Consider the following 16,973-nt stretch of genomic DNA (forward strand, 5'->3'; position numbering starts at 1 on the left):
AAAACCCTCGGTTTTAGAGACGTTATTCGCTGTTTCTGGCGGTAAATTATACAATCAGATTCAGATTTTCATGGTAAGCAGGAAGATATCGCATTCAATACAGTTTGCGACTCTATGTCTGAGCGCATTTCTGCATGACCGATAGCGGTAGGTAAGATCAAATGTAATTTGCCTCCCATGACTTTTTTATCTCTCATCATATGAGGTAAATAGTCATCGGCGGTCATTTGTTTTGGCCCTGTAACAGGTAAATCAGCACGTTCTAATAGGGCAATGATGCGCTGTGTTTGAGCTGAGGTAAAGGTACCAATACCTTCTGCGGTTTTAGCTGCCATAACCATACCCGCAGCGACGGCTTCACCATGTAACCAAACACCGTAACCCATATGTGCTTCAATAGCATGACCAAAGGTGTGGCCAAGGTTCAGTAGCGCTCTTAACCCACTGGTTTCTTTCTCATCAGCAGCGACGACTTGTGCTTTGAGTTCACAGCAACGACGGATACAGTAAGCCATTGCTTGGTTATCCAATGCCATGAGCGCATCAATATGGCTTTCTAACCAGCTAAAAAACTCACCATCAAGAATAATGCCGTATTTAATCACTTCGGCAAGACCTGATGATAGTTCACGTTTAGGCAGTGTTTTTAGGCAATCAAGGTCGATAATAACAGAGGCGGGTTGATAAAATGCCCCGATCATATTTTTGCCTAGTGGGTGGTTAACTGCGGTTTTACCACCAACAGAGGAATCTACTTGCGAAAGCAACGTGGTAGGAACTTGGATAAAGCGTACCCCACGCTGATAACTTGCCGCAGCAAATCCTGTTAGATCGCCGATAACCCCACCGCCTAAAGCAATAAGGGTCGTATCGCGACTATGACGTTTTTCCAGTAAGGCAGTGAACACATCATTCATAATAAACAATGATTTATATTGTTCACCATCAGGTAATATGATGGAATCTACTGAGACACCTAATGCTTCAAGTACTCGGGTAACTTTATCTAAATAGATAGGCGCGAGTGTTTCATTGGTCACCACCATCGCACGCTGACCTGACTTCAGTGGCCAAAATGCATCTGACTGGTTATAAAGACCTGAAGCAATAGTGATTGGATAACTACGTTCTTCCAAAGTAACAGTGACTTTTTCCATCTTGCTTTACCTTGTGCCATTACTGGGTTGAGTTAGTTTTTTTCTAACAGCTCAATGATTTGGCTAGCGACAACTTTGGCACTTTGCTCATCTGTATGGATTGTAATGTCAGCAATCTCTTCATACATAGGGTTGCGTTCAGATGCCAATTTCTCAAGAACCTCGCGAGCTGGCTCATCCACTTGTAATAATGGACGTTTTTTATCGCGTTGAGTACGAGATAATTGTTTCTCGATAGTGGTCTCAAGATACACAACAACACCACGAGCGGATAGGCGATTTCGGGTTTCTTTCGATTTTACTGAACCGCCACCCGTTGCCAATACGATGCCTTGTTTTTCGGTAAGCTCATTGATGATTTTTTCTTCGCGATCGCGAAAGCCTTCTTCGCCTTCTAGGTCAAAGACCCAGCCTACATCTGCGCCAGTGCGTTTTTCAATCTCGTGATCAGAGTCGAAAAACTCCATATTAAGCTGTTGAGCCAATTGACGACCAATAGTGCTTTTGCCGGCACCCATCGGTCCAACCAGAAAGATATTGCGTTTCTCTGCCATGTTTTTTGGTATTACTACGATTATTCGTTAATGATAACCCGCCCCGCCAATCAAATTAGCGACGGGACCTAAACTGAAACCTCATGAGTGATAAGTGAGATCAGATAAGAAAATTATCTCAATACATCAACCTGAATTGCAACTATATAAATGAGGCACTGAGCGAACAAAGTGCCTCATTTGGTGTTACTGGTTTCTATAATTATGCCGTCTATGTTGCCTAACGTTTTGTTCAACAATGAGTTTTAGCAGAATTACCCTGATGTCAAAGATGCAGAGTACCTGCTAATTTATAGAGCAAATTAATTGCGGCTATTTAATAAGCGGCTGATAGCTTGTTCTTTAATCTACCGATAGTTAGAACACTCAATGGATAACCTTGTATGCTAAAACGACGCCAGCGTCAAATTTATCCGGTAGGTTTATGACATAAAAAATAAATTTTAGGCTTCATATTCCTTTTATGTTTCTGTAATACATTGAAATATATTGGTTATTGTTTGGTGCTAAATATTGATCAGCTTAGGTGTAATAAAAACCATAAGAACCCTACGGTCAATATGTTTACCTGTATGTGTAAATAATCTACCTAGAAAAGGGATCTCAGAAAGAATAGGTAAACCTGATTCGGTGCTTTCTTGCTTTTGTTGGAAAATGCCTCCAAGTATCAAGGTTTCATTATTTCGAATGGTTACTGAAGTGACTATTTCTTGCTTGTTGATCGCTAAGTAGTGGTTATCACTTGCCGTAAGCGCCTTATCTGGTGAGTTATGGCTAATTTTCAGTAATAGCTCAATGTGGTCACTTCGTGAAATTGTGGGTGTTACCTCCATTCCTAATACCGCATCTTTAAATTGAACATGTGTTTTCTTTTCTGTGCTGGTTACATAAGGAATTTCAGTTCCTTGCTGAATACTGGCTGGGTGTTTATGAGATGCGACTAGTCGAGGGCTAGCAATAATTGACAGTAAGTTTTCTTTTTCTAATGCATTCAGTTTGAGTTCGAGTAAGCCTTCTCCGAGCCTGAGTAGATTAAAATTGAATTGCCCTGCCACAGAAACTGCGTCATAACGATTATAACGTTGATAACGACTATTATTTGGGCTTCCAGATAACATACCCCACTCTAACCCCAGTTCTTGAAGTGCTGTTCGGCTACTACTGATAATGTGTGCGGTTATCTGAACTTGCTGTTTAGGAATATCTAATTGTTTTAACCACTCACCGATAAGTTGTAATCGGTTTTTGGTTTCCTTAATCACTAAGCTGTTAGTTGCTAAATGGCTGGTGGCGCTGCCCTCTTTAGATAACAGCGCATTGCCTACTTGGTTTAATTGCTCAAGGGCATCTTTAGCGTTAATTGAGGTCAACGTAAAAATTTTTTCAGTAAATAGGTTTTCTGGAGGTGGTGTTACGGAAGGGGGCTGTTGGGATAAAACTTCATGATTAGTTTCTATTAACTGAGGAATAAATGGGTCGCGTAACGCCTGTGAACTAGCGTTAAATGAAATCGTTAAAATACCAATAACTACAAAAAATAATTTATTGCGCATTATTTTTATCATCCGTGATAAATGAAATAGTTAGAGTAGCTGCTAATTGGCCATTATGTGGTGTGAAACTGGCTCCGGAGAGCAACCCTATTTGATGAGTTGGTGGTGATATTAGAGCATGAATAAAACGATAAAGTTGAGGGTAATCCCCTTGAACTTCAATTGTATAACTTTTTTTCTGAGTTTCTGTATTTGTTGAGGGTTGTAATCGATTAAGAACAACATTTGTACGGGTAACGGTTTGCTGTAAATGAGTGATAAATTCACTTGGATCTCGCTGAGATGAATTCACCTTGTGTTTTAGTGCGACTATTTGCGAATTCAGTAGTTCAAGAGAGGGTAATTGTTGATGTGTGATTTGCATATATTGTGATTGAGCGTCGAGATCGTGTATCTCATGCTCTAGCTTGGCTAATTGAAGTGCAATTGGTTGCCAATAGAAATAAAAATAAGTGAATAAAATAAGTATCATAGCCACACTCGTAGGCAAGAGCCGTTGCCACAAAGGACGATACCAAAAGGCAGAAGTGTTACTGTTCATGCCCTTCCTCCGAGATGTTTGCACTGACATGTAAGTAATTCACTTGGCGTGTCTTACCCATTTTGATGAGTTGTGTTTGATGCAACAGAGGATTGTTTTCTATTTGATTTATTAATTGGCTTATATCTTGAAAATCATAGCTATATGCGGTGATGTTTAAATGTTTATTGGTAAGAACGACATGGGTTAGCCAACTCTTTGTTGGGGTAATTACGGATAATTGTTTAAGAATATCCAGTTGCCGTAAATTATTTTGTGAGTCTTCATCGAGCCTTTGTTGATGGCTAAGCCACAGCTCCAGCTGGGCTTGTTGCTGTTTAATCGTATCTATTTGTTGCTGATTAAGCATGAGTTGTTGTTCAAGTTGTGTTTTAGTGGTTTGCAGATATTGCTGCTGTGATTGTTGCTGGAAATAGCAATAGATCATCATCAGTAAGGCGCAGCTACTTTGCATGATCAGTATTATCAAACACTGCCATTTTCGGCGGGTAATTCGCTGATGCCGCCAAGGCAAAAAATTAACCTGATACATATTTATCGCCTTCATTGTCTTTTTGGCGTAGCGCTAAGCCAGCTGCAATTACATAGTCACCCAGTTGATGAGGGAGTTTAATAGAGTATCGCTGAAATGCTTGTAGTAGATTCCATGAATGTTTGGCTTGTGACTGATGGTCGTCGCCAATGTAATACACTGGGTGCGGTTGAGATGTATTGGTTTCAGTGAGAAGAGGGAGTAATTGATTGAGGGTGGTAATATCGCTATCTTGGATTTGATTGTAGTTTGCCGGTTGGCTTATTGGGCCCGACCATAACCATTCACCTTGCCGATAATGCACTAACCAGCTTTCATCGGGCAGCCCCGCTAAGCGGGCAAGATAACGTAAAACACATGGTGCAACATCAATTGCGGTTAGTATAAAACCACTATTTTGAAACAACTCTTGCCAAAACAAGATTTCAGAGCGGCGAACGCCATTTAAATAGGCGCTGCGGTTGATCACTCTATAATCAATTGTGAGTTCTTCTATGCTCAATGGAAACAATTTTTCTGCTTGGGCACGTAAATACCAACCCAATTCAGGCTGTTGTAATGTGAGTTGTTCAGGTAACGTTATTTGTTGTTTTATCGTTCTTAACGAGGGAAATGCGATAGAAACTTGACAATTTTTCGGTAATTTCCGACGCCATTGTACTAATATATCCAGTAGGATAGCGCGTTTTTTATTTTCAGATAGGTCGGAAATTTGGTTTGGAATAGGGTGTTGCCAACATTCACATAGATGCCAATGTTTACGGCTCCGCCGTGCTGCCACAAGCTGTATTGTTGTTTGGCAAAGGTCGATCCCAACATGCCAGAGTTGTGAATACATAGATAATATCCTTATTATTAACCGTTAAATTACGATTTCTATTGAGCTGTATAAGCTTTATACTACGCGCCATATATATCTAAACCCTCCTGTCTGTTGAGCATGGGAATTATCCGGTGAAGTTCGTAAAATATTTTTTCATTATTGTTATTTGTTGCATTTTTTTGGGAACAGCTTCGATTTTTGGCATGTACAAGTATGTCGAAGGTGAGCTGCCTGACGTTGCGACAATGAAAGACATCCGCTTACAAACGCCAATGCAGGTTTTCAGTGCAGATGGAGAGTTGATCGCACAGTATGGCGAAAAGCGCCGTATACCATTGCCATTAGCTGATATTCCACCCCTTATGATCAAGGCATTTATTGCCACTGAAGATAGCCGCTTTTATGAGCACCATGGTATTGACCCTATTGGTATTTTTCGTGCGGTCACGGTAATGGCGTCATCAGGGCATGCATCCCAAGGGGCGAGTACTATCACCCAGCAACTAGCAAGAAACTTCTATTTGAGTCCAGAAAAAACCTTGATGCGTAAAGCAAAAGAAGCGTTTCTTGCGGTGAGAATTGAGCAATTGTTTACCAAAGATGAGATTATGGAGTTGTATCTCAATAAGATCTATTTAGGTAACCGAGCTTACGGTGTAGGTGCTGCGGCTTATGTGTACTTTGGTAAAACGGTCAATGAGTTAACCCTCAGTGAAATCGCGATGATTGCTGGCTTACCAAAAGCCCCTTCAACATTTAACCCATTGTATTCTTATGAGCGTGCAGTTAACCGTCGTAATGTGGTGCTTGGGAGAATGTTAGAAGAAAAATACATCACTCAAGATCAATATGAGCAAGCGAAAAGTGAAAAAATTGAGGCGTCATATCATGCGCCAAAAATTGATTTTTCAGCGCCTTATTTAGCAGAAATGGCTCGTCAAACACTTTACGAACAACATGGTGAAGATGCTTATACCGATGGCTATAAGGTTTACACCACGGTTATTCGTAAAGACCAACTTGCTGCGACAGATGCAGTACGTAATAATTTGATCGATTATGATGTTCGCCACGGCTATCGTGGCCCTACAGAAGTGTTGTGGAGTGCGCCGGAAACGGCATGGACTAGCGAACAGATTATTGAAAAACTGAAAAAATCCCCTGTTTATGGCCCGCTGCTGCCCGCTGTTGTGCTTTCAGCTACGGACAGTGAAGCTACTGTTCAATTGGCGGATGGTTCAACGGAAAAAATTACGTTAGCGGGTGTCCGTTGGGCACGTAAATTTATCTCTGATACTCAGCAAGGCGCAACGCCAAATAAAGTAAATGCGGTTATCAAAGCTGGGGAGCAAATTTGGATCCGCAAGGTAAAAGACAGTTGGTGGTTAGGACAAGTACCTGATGTAAACGGTGCTTTCGTCGCATTGAATCCAAATAATGGCGCAATTATTGCGTTGGTAGGTGGTTTTGATTTCAACATGAGTGAGTTTAATCGAGTCACTCAATCGTTACGCCAAGTGGGTTCAAACATCAAACCATTCTTATACACAGCGGCGATGGATAAAGGGCTAACACTTTCTTCATTACTGAATGACGTGCCGATTAGCCGTTGGGATGCAGGGGCGGGTTCAGATTGGCGCCCTAAAAACTCACCACCTCGCTATGATGGGCCAATTCGCTTAAGGCAAGGTTTAGGCCAATCGAAGAACGTCGTGATGGTGCGTGCAATGCGCGCAATGGGAGTTGATTATGCCGCTGATTATTTAACGCGTTTTGGTTTCCCTGCTGAGAATATTAATCGCACAGAAGCTTTAGCCCTTGGTGCGCCTTCTTTCACACCAATGCAGATGGTAAGAGGGTATGCAGTAATGGTGAATGGTGGCTATCTTGTTGACCCTTTCTATATTCAAAAAATCGAAGATGTTGATGGTAAGGTATTGTTTGAAGCTCAGCCAAGAATTGCTTGCCCTGATTGTACTGATATTCCAGTTATTTACGGTAATACTGAGCGTACCATCGCGTTGAAAGGTGTTGATGATGAGTCGACGGAAGAAGTCACTCAATCAGATGATAATACGGTACAACAAGAGCCAACAATGGAAATGGCATCAGCCACGCCCGAAGAGGTAACAGCAGACGATAAGTATGCACCTCATGTGATCAGCACACCATTGGCTTTCTTGATCCGAGATGCAATGATGACCAATATATACGGTGAGCCGGGTTGGTCAGGAACGGGCTGGCGTGCAGCGAGAGATTTGGGGGGGCGCCGTGATATTGGTGGTAAAACGGGAACCACTAACAGCTCAAAAGATGCATGGTTCTCAGGTTATGGCCCAGATGTTGTTGCATCAGCGTGGATCGGTTTTGATGATAATAGACGTTCGTTAGGCCGTACCGCCGCTAGCGGTGGTGAAGCAGGCGCTAAGAGTGCTCAACCTATGTGGGATGATTTTATGAAGTCTATCCTTGAGGGGGTGCCTGTAACGATGATGAAGCCACCTAAAGGGGTAATTTCAGTATCTATTGATAACCGCACAGGCAAACTAGGCAGCTCTCGTAAAGAGTACTTTATTGAGGGAACGGAGCCTAAAGAGCATGTAGTTCAAGAAGTGGGCACGACCATCTTTGAAGAGGGCGGTGGGAGCCAAGAACTGTTTTAATTCTCTCTTTGCAAGGGAGCATTATTGATATGAGTTAAATAGGAAAATCGTGATTGATTTTCCTATTTATTTTTAGAGGTAAAACATTTAAACGCGATGTTTTAAAAAGCGTTCAAGGTAAAATAGTGCACTGATATTACGTGCTTCATTAAAATCAGGGTGTTCAAGTAATTCCATCATACGAGCAATGGGCCATCTGACTTGTTGCAGCGGTTCTGGCTCATCACCTTCTAATTTCTCACTATAGAGATCATCTGCAATCAGAATATTCATTTTACTCGAAAAGTAAGAGGGCGACATAGTGAGTTTCGCTACCTGCTTGATTTGGTTGGCACCAAAGCCTATTTCTTCTTTTAGTTCACGTTGTGCTGCTTCTATTGGTGTTTCACCAGGGTCGATGGCACCTTTAGGGAACCCGAGTTCATAGTCTTCAATACCGACAGCATATTCACGAATGAGGATCACACTGTCATTGATGATCGGAACGATAAGAACGGCTTCCCGTTTCCCTGGGCGCATTCTTTCATAAATGCGTTTTTCACCGTTGCTAAACTCGAGGTTAACAGATTGAATACTGAATAGTTTTGAATGAGCAACGTCCTGAATACTCAGAATTTTTGGCTTTTTAAGCTCTGTCATAATGATCCCCGAATAGGGTAGATGAATAAAAAATAATAGAGACAAAAAAATGTCACTTTTTATACTGCAAGTTGTTATGGCTCACATCACTATGACCCATCTCAAAAAAAATTGATAGAGATTATAGGGCTAATAAAATTCAGTCGTTATACTTGCGAAGCTTCAAGTTGTGTGTTGAGTGTGGTAAATAGAGAGTGCGATACTCGAAATACGTGAGTAATCATTGCGTGGTTAGCGTATTAAAGGGCTGTGGCGTAAAGCAAACGAGTATCTGCATTTTCGATATTAAACCATGAGTGTTGAAACAACTTTGTAAACAGTTTGACATATTTTGGTGGCTTGAAAGCGTATAAAAATAGCACAGATTAATAAATAAATTTTTTCAATTACAACGTATTGTAAATTAAGATAAAAATTAGAAATAGAATAGGAATTGGCTTATTTAGGGGCAGCGTAGTGATTGCTATGCTTTTCTTGATATTATTTCATTGGGGCAAAGATGCTTAATTACGTCATTATAACGGCTATATTAATTATTAGCCTAACTATAATGGCTTCCTTTCTGTATTTCAGACGGGGGCGGAATTCTGGTGTCTATCAGATCCCTTCTCAGGCTGAGCCCTCTTTTCGAAAGATGATTGACTCCGACTACCAAACAATTTCACAATATCTGCGCTCTAATTTGTCTTCTTCCCTAAATGTTGAACAATCACGGTGGCAATTAAAAAAGAATCCAGTCATCGCAACGGTTTGTAATTCAGTCACGCGTTTTAATTTGCGCCAAGAAAAAACGGATAGCTGGCGTTATTTTATCGATACCCTTGAAGTTAAGCTTCCTTCACAGCTCGAACCTTATTTACAGCAACAAAACGTGATGGAGTTGGTTGATACAAATCATCTACCACTTATTATTTCTTTGAATGGTTTTTCATTGAAGGATTTTAATGATGAATGGTCTGGGGATGAAGTCAGTGAAAGAACGGCACCGGAAGCTGCGATTCATGAACGTGGCGAGCCAAATGTACAGGTTTTACGTGTGCGCCAAGAAACCGTCGAAGAGCATCGCTTAAATCATTCATCAAGCTGGGTTGGCACGCTTTTTATTTGCTTGAGTTTTTTATTAGGGTACTTAGCGTTATTAGCGCTTCCTTTCTTGCAGTCATGGGGTTTTATTGGTGCGTTTATTTGTTTAATTATTGGGTTATTGGCTTTATTCCGCGTTCGTGTATTTCCCCAGTCCTTACAAGATGTGCAATGTGTATTTGGGCAGCCTAAACGGTGGGAATTGTATGGCGAATTGGATAAAAGGCAATCATCAACAGTTTCTATCGGTGGTACCGATCTTTATTACCCCCCTCATTGGGAGCCGTATATTCAGCGTGAATTGAATAAAGCGACCAATATAGACATGTACTCATCAGGGCATGTTTTGCGTTATGGGCAGTTTCTCTCATTACATGAAGAGGAACGTTATTACCCGTATCGCCGATATAAAAAAAACCTTGTAATACTCGCAACAGGGTTATTAGTTTTGATTTTAATGTTTTCTTATCAATCAATGAGTTTACCTATTAAATTAGGGGTTGCGTGGCTAGACGGTGCTGAAACCGTAAAAGTCACCAATGTCACTGAATTGGAAACACATCAATTAAAAATCGGCGATAGCTTAACGGCCAAAGGCGTTGGGATGTGCTATCGGCCACCTAATTTCTCTGATTCAAATCAAGCACAATTTGCGCCTTTTGATTGCTCAGGTATTTATTGGAACAATATGAGCTTGTCTCCTGATCCGGAATCGGTGATTGTAGAGCGTGCGACAAATTTATTAAATGCAGTACAAAGTCAATTACATCCTGAAAAAAGCGGTGTTGGCGTTAACCCTCGATTGCAACGCGATATCATGAAGTCAGGCATGAATATTATTTTTGATTTCTCTGAGATCATATTGAAAACCAATGAATTATGCTACGAAGAAAAGGCCTGTCCAAAATTAAAAAATGCGTTAATTAATTTAGGTAGTACCGATGATTGGGACGCATTGGTTGCGAAGGCCTCTACAGGTAAATTGAGTGGTGCGCATGTTTTATTACGCGCAGGAAGTGCAGAGGCCTTGGAAAAGCTCGTTGAAGCCACCACATATGAATTTATCAAAGGCGAAGTTGAAAAAGAGGCCGCTAAATTGAATAGTCCTCCTCCTGGGGGGGTGTTATTCATTAGTGATGAAAATAAAGCATTAGTAGATTCTATCGTAGGGAGCGTCTTTAATGATTTGACTCCCTTACAACGTTGGTTGGAGCTGAAACGAATAGCTGGCTTGCTGGTGAATACTCCATTCGATGTTGAAGGTATTGTTACCCAATTATCCACTGATGCAAACGGCACATTGCACATTACGCTTCATAGTAAGCCAAGTGACGCAGTAATGTCTCAATATGTCAGTAATTCCTTATTTGCACTTTTTCTTGCTATCGTTGTGATACTGAATGGTACTTTAGTTGTATCTCGTGTCATAAACAATAAAAGGCGCTTGCGTAATATTCAACAGTATTACGATAAGTGCTTCGAGGCAGGCAATCCCTCCAATCAAAGTTAATTTTCGAATGGTGGCAGCCTCATTTTGATGATTTACAGTGAGGTAACATCATGAAACAAACATCAACAGAACCGGTTCGCCTTGATAAATGGCTATGGGCAGCGCGCTTTTATAAAACTCGTTCGATTGCTCGCGATATGATTGATGGTGGAAAAGTTCATTATAACGGGCAAAGAACCAAACCCGGTAAGATAGTTGAGCTAAATGCACTGATTAGGCTGAGGCAAGGAAATGATGAACGTACTGTCGAAGTATTGGAGATAAGTAGCCAGCGCCGAGGCGCTCCTGATGCACAGTTACTGTATCGTGAAACCCAAGAAAGCCTAGAGCAGCGCGACAAAGTCGCACAAGCACGGAAGATGAATGCATTAACTATGCCTCATCCGGAACGGCGACCTGATAAAAAAGAGCGTCGAACCCTGCTAAAATTTAAACAAACGAATTCCCATGGCTCCTCCTAAGGAGCCAACGTAATAGAGAGACATTATGGCTAAACAAGACTTACTCCATCGCTTCCTGTTTGAACAGCACGCTGTGCGTGGAGAAATGATTACTGTCGACGATACTTTTCAACAGATCTTAGATAATCACGATTACCCTGAAGCTGTGAAAGGGCTATTGGGTGAATTGCTAGTGGCAACCAGTTTGCTGACGGCGACATTAAAATTTGATGGTGATATTACTGTGCAAATTCAAGGTGATGGACCTGTGAATTTAGCGGTTATCAATGGTAATAATTTACAGCAAATGCGAGGTGTTGCTCGGATCAATGGTCCAGTCGTAGCAGGCAGCTCATTGAAACAAATGGTTGGTAATGGCTATATGGTCATTACCATCACACCAACTCAAGGTGAGCGTTATCAAGGGATCGTAGCGATTGAGGGTGAAACCATTGAAGAGTGTATTGACGCTTATTTTATGCAGTCAGAGCAGTTACCAACTCGTCTATTCATTCGTGTAGGCGAAGAAAATGGAAAAGCGATTGCTGGTGGCATGTTATTACAAGTTTTACCTGCGGCAGATGAAACGAGTCATGAATTTTTCGATCACTTAGTACAATTGACAGCCACAATTAAAGGTAAAGAGCTGAGTGAGCTTGATGTGAAAGAAGTTTTGCATCGTTTATATCATGAAGAAGACGTGACCTTATATGATCCTCAAGCGGTAGAGTTCCGTTGTACTTGCTCACGTGAACGTTGCGAAAGTACGTTACTCACTTTATCAGAAGAAGATGTTGCCGATATATTGCAAAAAGATGGAAAAATTGATATGGAGTGTGAATATTGTGGCGCGCACTACATATTTATTGAATCTGATATTCAAGGGTTAAAAAAGGAACTAAATCAGCAACTTCACTGATACGATTTAGCAACCTAATTATGTGATCAGGGTGCAATTTTGCACCCTTTTTATATATTTTTAAAGGCTTATTACGTGCTCTAAGTCTCATAATGAATTAAAAAAAATTATACATTTTCAATTCTTTGATAGCTATCGCTGTTAATTAGTCGTAAAGAATTATGATCATCTGTAGATTAATTATGATTACCTGGAGCAATAATAATGAGCGCTAAAAGTATGACCCCGAAGGATCTCGAGCAGTATGGCATTCATGATGTAGCAGAAGTTGTTTATAACCCTAGTTATGAGCTGCTATTCAAGGAAGAAACCAAACCTGAATTAGAAGGCTATGAGCGTGGTACCGTGACAACATTAGGTGCCGTTGCTGTTGATACTGGTATTTTTACCGGTCGTTCACCAAAAGATAAATATATCGTACGTGATGATGTCACTCGCGATACTGTCTGGTGGGCTGATCAGGGTAAAGGCAAAAATGATAACAAACCGATGACTCAAAAAGTTTGGAGTGAGTTAAAGCATTTAGTCACAGAACAGTTGTCAGGCAAACGTTTATTTATCATTGATGCATTCTGTGGTGCAAACGCAGATACTCGCCTGAAAGTACGCTTTATCACGGAAGTGGCGTGGCAGGCTCATTTCGTTAAAAACATGTTTATTCGTCCAACTGATGCTGAACTGGTCGGTTTTGAACCAGACTTCATTGTGATGAACGGAGCGAAATGCACTAACCCAAATTGGAAAGAGCAAGGTTTGAACTCAGAAAACTTTGTCGCTTTCAACTTAACTGAACGTATGCAGTTAATTGGTGGTTCATGGTACGGCGGTGAAATGAAGAAAGGTATGTTCTCTATGATGAACTACCTGCTGCCATTAAAAGGCATCGCATCTATGCACTGTTCGGCTAACGTGGGCGAGCAAGGCGATGTTGCCATTTTCTTCGGCCTATCAGGTACAGGTAAAACGACTCTGTCGACAGATCCAAAACGTAAGCTAATTGGTGATGATGAGCACGGTTGGGATGACGATGGCGTGTTTAACTTTGAAGGTGGCTGCTATGCGAAAACGATCCACCTTTCTAAAGAAGCTGAGCCAGACATCTATGGCGCTATCAAGCGCGATGCGTTGTTAGAAAACGTCACCGTATTGGCTGATGGTAGTGTTGATTTTGATGATGGTTCAAAAACAGAAAATACACGAGTTTCTTACCCTATCTATCATATCGACAATATTGTTAAACCTGTGTCTAAAGCTGGCCATGCAACAAAAGTGATTTTCTTAACTGCTGATGCATTTGGCGTATTGCCTCCAGTTTCTCGCTTGACGCCAGAGCAAACCCAATATCACTTCCTATCTGGTTTTACTGCGAAATTAGCAGGTACTGAGCGCGGTGTTACAGAGCCAACACCAACGTTCTCTGCTTGCTTTGGGGCTGCATTCCTTTCATTGCACCCAACACAGTATGCAGAAGTATTAGTGAAGCGTATGGAAGCGGCTGGCGCTAAAGCTTATTTAGTTAACACAGGTTGGAACGGTACTGGTAAACGTATTTCAATCAAAGATACGCGCGCAATCATCGATTCGATCTTAAGTGGTGACATCGAGAAAGCGGATACTATTGAATTACCCATCTTTGATTTGGAAGTACCGACAGCGCTGCCGGGGGTTGATACTAATATTCTTGACCCACGCAATACTTATGCAGATAAATCACAATGGGATGAGAAAGCGAAAGATTTGGCTGATCGTTTCGTGAAAAACTTTGATAAGTATACAGACACTCCAGCGGGTGAGGCTCTGGTTAAAGCCGGTCCTAAGCTGTAATTAGCGGTGAGTTTTAAAACGCGGAGGCCCTCAATAGAGGGCCTTTTTGATATGGATGGAACATTAATCAGCGGCAGGTAAATCGAACAGTAAGATTTCACTACCTTCGCTTGCTTTGATCGTCAGTTGGTTCTCTTGCCAAATCGCTAAGCCATCGCTGGTGGTTGCGGTTTGACCATTGACTTCAACCATTCCTTTGACGACTTGGATCCAAACAACACGCTTATCAGCAATTGCATAAGTGTGCGTTTCATCTTTCGGCAATGCCCAGCGCCATAGTGTCATATCTTGATAGACTTTTAATGAGCCTTCTCTTGCGTCTGGCGATAGAACTAATTGCTTACCACCTACGGAATCAAAACGTTTTTGTGCGTAGCGAGGCTCGATACCTGTTTTTTCAGGTAAAATCCAGATTTGATATAAGTGTAAACGGTTTTTATCATCAGGGTTATATTCTGAGTGACGTATACCCGTACCTGCGCTCATGATTTGGAATTCACCGGCAGGTATTTGCTCCATATTACCCATACTATCTTTATGTTCTACGGTGCCTTCAAGAACATAAGTTAAAATTTCCATATCTTTATGGGGGTGGGTACCAAAGCCTTGACCCGCATCAATAAAGTCTTCATTGATGACACGTAGTGCTGAGAAGCCCATAAATTGTTCATCATAGTAATTAGCAAACGAAAAAGTATGCCAGCTATCTAGCCAGCCATGATTAGCATGGCCGCGGTCATTTGCTTTACGTAAATAGATCATTGTGTCATCTCCTTAAAAGCCTACCCAACTCAGTGTGGGTCAGCTCTAAACTTGTTGGTAATAGTTTAGCTAATTTGACTAAAGAGAGAAGTAGATAGGATTGACCATAGGATCCAAAAAATTTGAATAAAAAAGAAGACAAAAAAATAGCCAGCGCAAGGCTGGCTAAACTAAACACTGGAAGCAATGTGAGCAATGTCGTACTGCCAAAACAGTAGCTGAGTAAGCTATGTCGTGGGAGTGATTTGATGATAATAGTTATCACTATCGTTTGTAAAGTGTTTTTTTTAATCAAAAAGATATAATTTATAATAAAAATCGCAATTATATGATTTCTATAAAAATTAAAAATATCCATTATTTTTCAATGGATTAAATTTTTTCCACTAAAACGAGATTTTTGAACAATACATATTAATAGTAGGGCTATTATTCGTTAACATGTAGAGATTACATTAAAATAATTTATATTTTTTGTGGTTATTGTTATTGATAAGGTAAAGCTCACAATGGCTGCTTAGATAACAGCCGGACATCGTTAGCGTTTTTTAATTGGCCTTAAAAGGGAGATTTTCTGCACATGCAGACGCAGAGCTCCATGCCCACTGGAAGTTATATCCCCCGAGCCAGCCGGTCACATCGACCACTTCACCAATAAAATACAGCCCTTTGCTTTTTAACGACTCCATCGTTTTGGACGAGATCTCGCGTGTATCAACACCTCCTAATGTGACTTCCGCTGTACGATAGCCTTCAGTGCCATTTGGTTGCACTTGCCATTGATGGAGTGTGTTATGCAGAGCTTCAACCTGTGGGTGATTGAGTTGTTTGAGTGTGCACTCAGGGATTTGCCCTAGCTCTTGTAGTATTTCAATTAGGCGCTTAGGTAATAGTTTAGTCAGTGTGGTTTTGAGTGATTGGTTGGGGTGAGATTGGCGCTCTTCGGACAAATATTCAGTCAGAGACGTTTCAGGAAGTAAGTTAATACTCACAAACTCACCAGGGTTCCAATAGTTGGAGATTTGCAAAATGGCGGGTCCAGATAGGCCACGGTGGGTAAACAGAATGTTTTCTTTAAACAACGTTCCATCTGCGGCTGTGACCGTTGCTGCGACAGACACACCGGATAGAACTTGCAGGTGGTCTAACAAAGGCTTATGGAGTGTAAAAGGCACTAGAGCGGCACGAGTCGGCAAAATATGGTGGCCAAACTGCTCCGCAAGTCGATAGCCAAAAGGTGTTGCTCCAAGGCCCGGCATCGATAATCCTCCGGTTGCAACCACAAGTGAGTGTGTACTTACTTCATTTCCATTTGAAGTGATAACAAAGCGGTTATCTATTTTTTCTACACGGGTTACTTCACTGCGTAATTTAATCGTGATATTTGGCAAATCACATTCTGCTTCTAACATATCCACAATATCTTGAGCGCTATTATCGCAAAACAGCTGACCTAATGTTTTTTCATGATAGGGAATGTTGTATTTGTTGACTAAGGCAATGAAATCCCACTGTGTGTAGCGAGCAAGTGCTGACTTACAAAAATGTGGGTTTGCGGAAAGGTAATTGCTGTGATCAGCATAGATATTGGTAAAATTACAGCGTCCTCCCCCTGACATAAGAATTTTTCTGCCGAGTTTTTTGCCGTTATCCAAGACAAGCGTATTTAGTCCGCGTTTTCCTGCTAGTGAGGCACAAAATAGTCCCGCAGCACCTGCACCAAGAATAATAACGTCATAATTTTTCACAATAAAAATTCTCTATATATATTTGATTCTAAAATACTAATCATGATGGGAGTATCTATTTTACGTTATATTTCAATCATTGTAATGTCACGGGCAATGAAAAGTCTTGAATACAATATTATAATTAGGTTTTGCTGAACTTTTGAGCTGGTTTTTTGCTGTTCGGTTAAAGGCTTTATGCGATTAATTAGCTTAGAATGATTGTCGAAAAAAGTGGGCAGCTTC

14 protein-coding genes are annotated in these 16,973 nt (G+C 41.1%); 5 read left to right on the plus strand and 9 right to left on the minus strand.

The window, feature by feature from the left end; all coding sequences use genetic code 11:
• Positions 1-68: 68 nt before the first annotated feature.
• The 6 genes from aroB to pilM form a co-directional block, all read right to left on the minus strand.
• Positions 69-1,157 (minus strand): 3-dehydroquinate synthase, encoded by a 1,089-nt coding sequence (gene aroB / locus JI723_RS00405; protein ID WP_272580630.1) that lies wholly within the window; start codon positions 1,155-1,157, stop codon positions 69-71.
• A gap of 32 nt (positions 1,158-1,189) precedes the next feature.
• Positions 1,190-1,711 carry a shikimate kinase AroK gene (aroK, locus tag JI723_RS00410; protein WP_070927511.1) on the minus strand — a complete coding sequence of 174 codons (522 nt, stop codon included), beginning with the start codon at positions 1,709-1,711 and terminating at the stop codon, positions 1,190-1,192.
• 506 nt (positions 1,712-2,217) lie between these two features.
• Entirely contained in the window at positions 2,218-3,264 is a 1,047-nt protein-coding gene (locus tag JI723_RS00415) for a secretin N-terminal domain-containing protein (RefSeq protein WP_272580629.1), read from the minus strand.
• Positions 3,254-3,805: a hypothetical protein gene (locus JI723_RS00420; protein WP_337979694.1), complete on the minus strand. Its 552-nt coding sequence runs from the start codon at positions 3,803-3,805 to the stop codon at positions 3,254-3,256. The genes JI723_RS00415 and JI723_RS00420 overlap by 11 nt, the downstream gene beginning before the upstream one ends.
• Entirely contained in the window at positions 3,795-4,337 is a 543-nt protein-coding gene (locus JI723_RS00425; RefSeq protein WP_070927517.1) for a PilN domain-containing protein, read from the minus strand. Before JI723_RS00425 ends, JI723_RS00420 begins: the two co-directional genes overlap by 11 nt.
• Positions 4,324-5,175: a pilus assembly protein PilM gene (gene pilM, locus JI723_RS00430; RefSeq protein ID WP_140182486.1), complete on the minus strand. Its 852-nt coding sequence runs from the start codon at positions 5,173-5,175 to the stop codon at positions 4,324-4,326. Before pilM ends, JI723_RS00425 begins: the two co-directional genes overlap by 14 nt.
• Positions 5,176-5,291: 116 nt before the next feature.
• Here pilM and mrcA point away from each other — a divergent pair, with 116 nt between their 5' ends.
• Complete coding sequence (gene mrcA, locus JI723_RS00435; protein WP_272580625.1) at positions 5,292-7,823, plus strand: peptidoglycan glycosyltransferase/peptidoglycan DD-transpeptidase MrcA; 2,532 nt, start codon at positions 5,292-5,294, stop codon at positions 7,821-7,823.
• An 87-nt stretch (positions 7,824-7,910) separates the two neighbouring features.
• Here the strand turns inward: mrcA and nudE are convergent, their stop codons facing one another.
• On the minus strand, positions 7,911-8,462 hold the full coding sequence (gene nudE / locus JI723_RS00440; protein WP_070927523.1) for an ADP compounds hydrolase NudE: 552 nt from the start codon (positions 8,460-8,462) through the stop codon (positions 7,911-7,913).
• 499 nt (positions 8,463-8,961) lie between these two features.
• Here nudE and JI723_RS00445 point away from each other — a divergent pair, with 499 nt between their 5' ends.
• From JI723_RS00445 to pckA, 4 genes are all read left to right on the plus strand, one after another.
• Positions 8,962-11,055 carry an IgaA/UmoB family intracellular growth attenuator gene (locus tag JI723_RS00445; RefSeq protein ID WP_272580624.1) on the plus strand — a complete coding sequence of 698 codons (2,094 nt, stop codon included), beginning with the start codon at positions 8,962-8,964 and terminating at the stop codon, positions 11,053-11,055.
• A gap of 50 nt (positions 11,056-11,105) precedes the next feature.
• The gene (hslR, locus tag JI723_RS00450) at positions 11,106-11,516 is read left to right on the plus strand and encodes a ribosome-associated heat shock protein Hsp15 (RefSeq protein WP_070927527.1); all 411 of its coding nucleotides are present in this window, start codon (positions 11,106-11,108) and stop codon (positions 11,514-11,516) included.
• A gap of 25 nt (positions 11,517-11,541) precedes the next feature.
• A complete protein-coding gene (gene hslO / locus JI723_RS00455) occupies positions 11,542-12,414 on the plus strand; it encodes an Hsp33 family molecular chaperone HslO (protein WP_070927529.1) in 873 nt (290 codons plus the stop codon).
• Between the two features lie 204 nt (positions 12,415-12,618).
• Positions 12,619-14,238, plus strand: a complete 1,620-nt coding sequence (gene pckA, locus JI723_RS00460) for a phosphoenolpyruvate carboxykinase (ATP) (RefSeq protein ID WP_070927531.1) — start codon at positions 12,619-12,621, stop codon at positions 14,236-14,238.
• 63 nt (positions 14,239-14,301) lie between these two features.
• On the opposite strand, the gene JI723_RS00465 is transcribed toward pckA, so the two are convergent.
• Together JI723_RS00465 and JI723_RS00470 are read right to left on the minus strand one after the other, a co-directional pair.
• Complete coding sequence (locus JI723_RS00465) at positions 14,302-15,000, minus strand: pirin family protein (RefSeq protein WP_272580622.1); 699 nt, start codon at positions 14,998-15,000, stop codon at positions 14,302-14,304.
• Between the two features lie 548 nt (positions 15,001-15,548).
• Positions 15,549-16,748, minus strand: coding sequence for a BaiN/RdsA family NAD(P)/FAD-dependent oxidoreductase (locus JI723_RS00470; RefSeq protein ID WP_272580621.1), 1,200 nt, complete (start codon positions 16,746-16,748; stop codon positions 15,549-15,551).
• Positions 16,749-16,973 lie beyond the last annotated feature (225 nt).

The organism is Providencia manganoxydans (genome assembly GCF_016618195.1).
Lineage (GTDB): Bacteria > Pseudomonadota > Gammaproteobacteria > Enterobacterales > Enterobacteriaceae > Providencia > Providencia manganoxydans.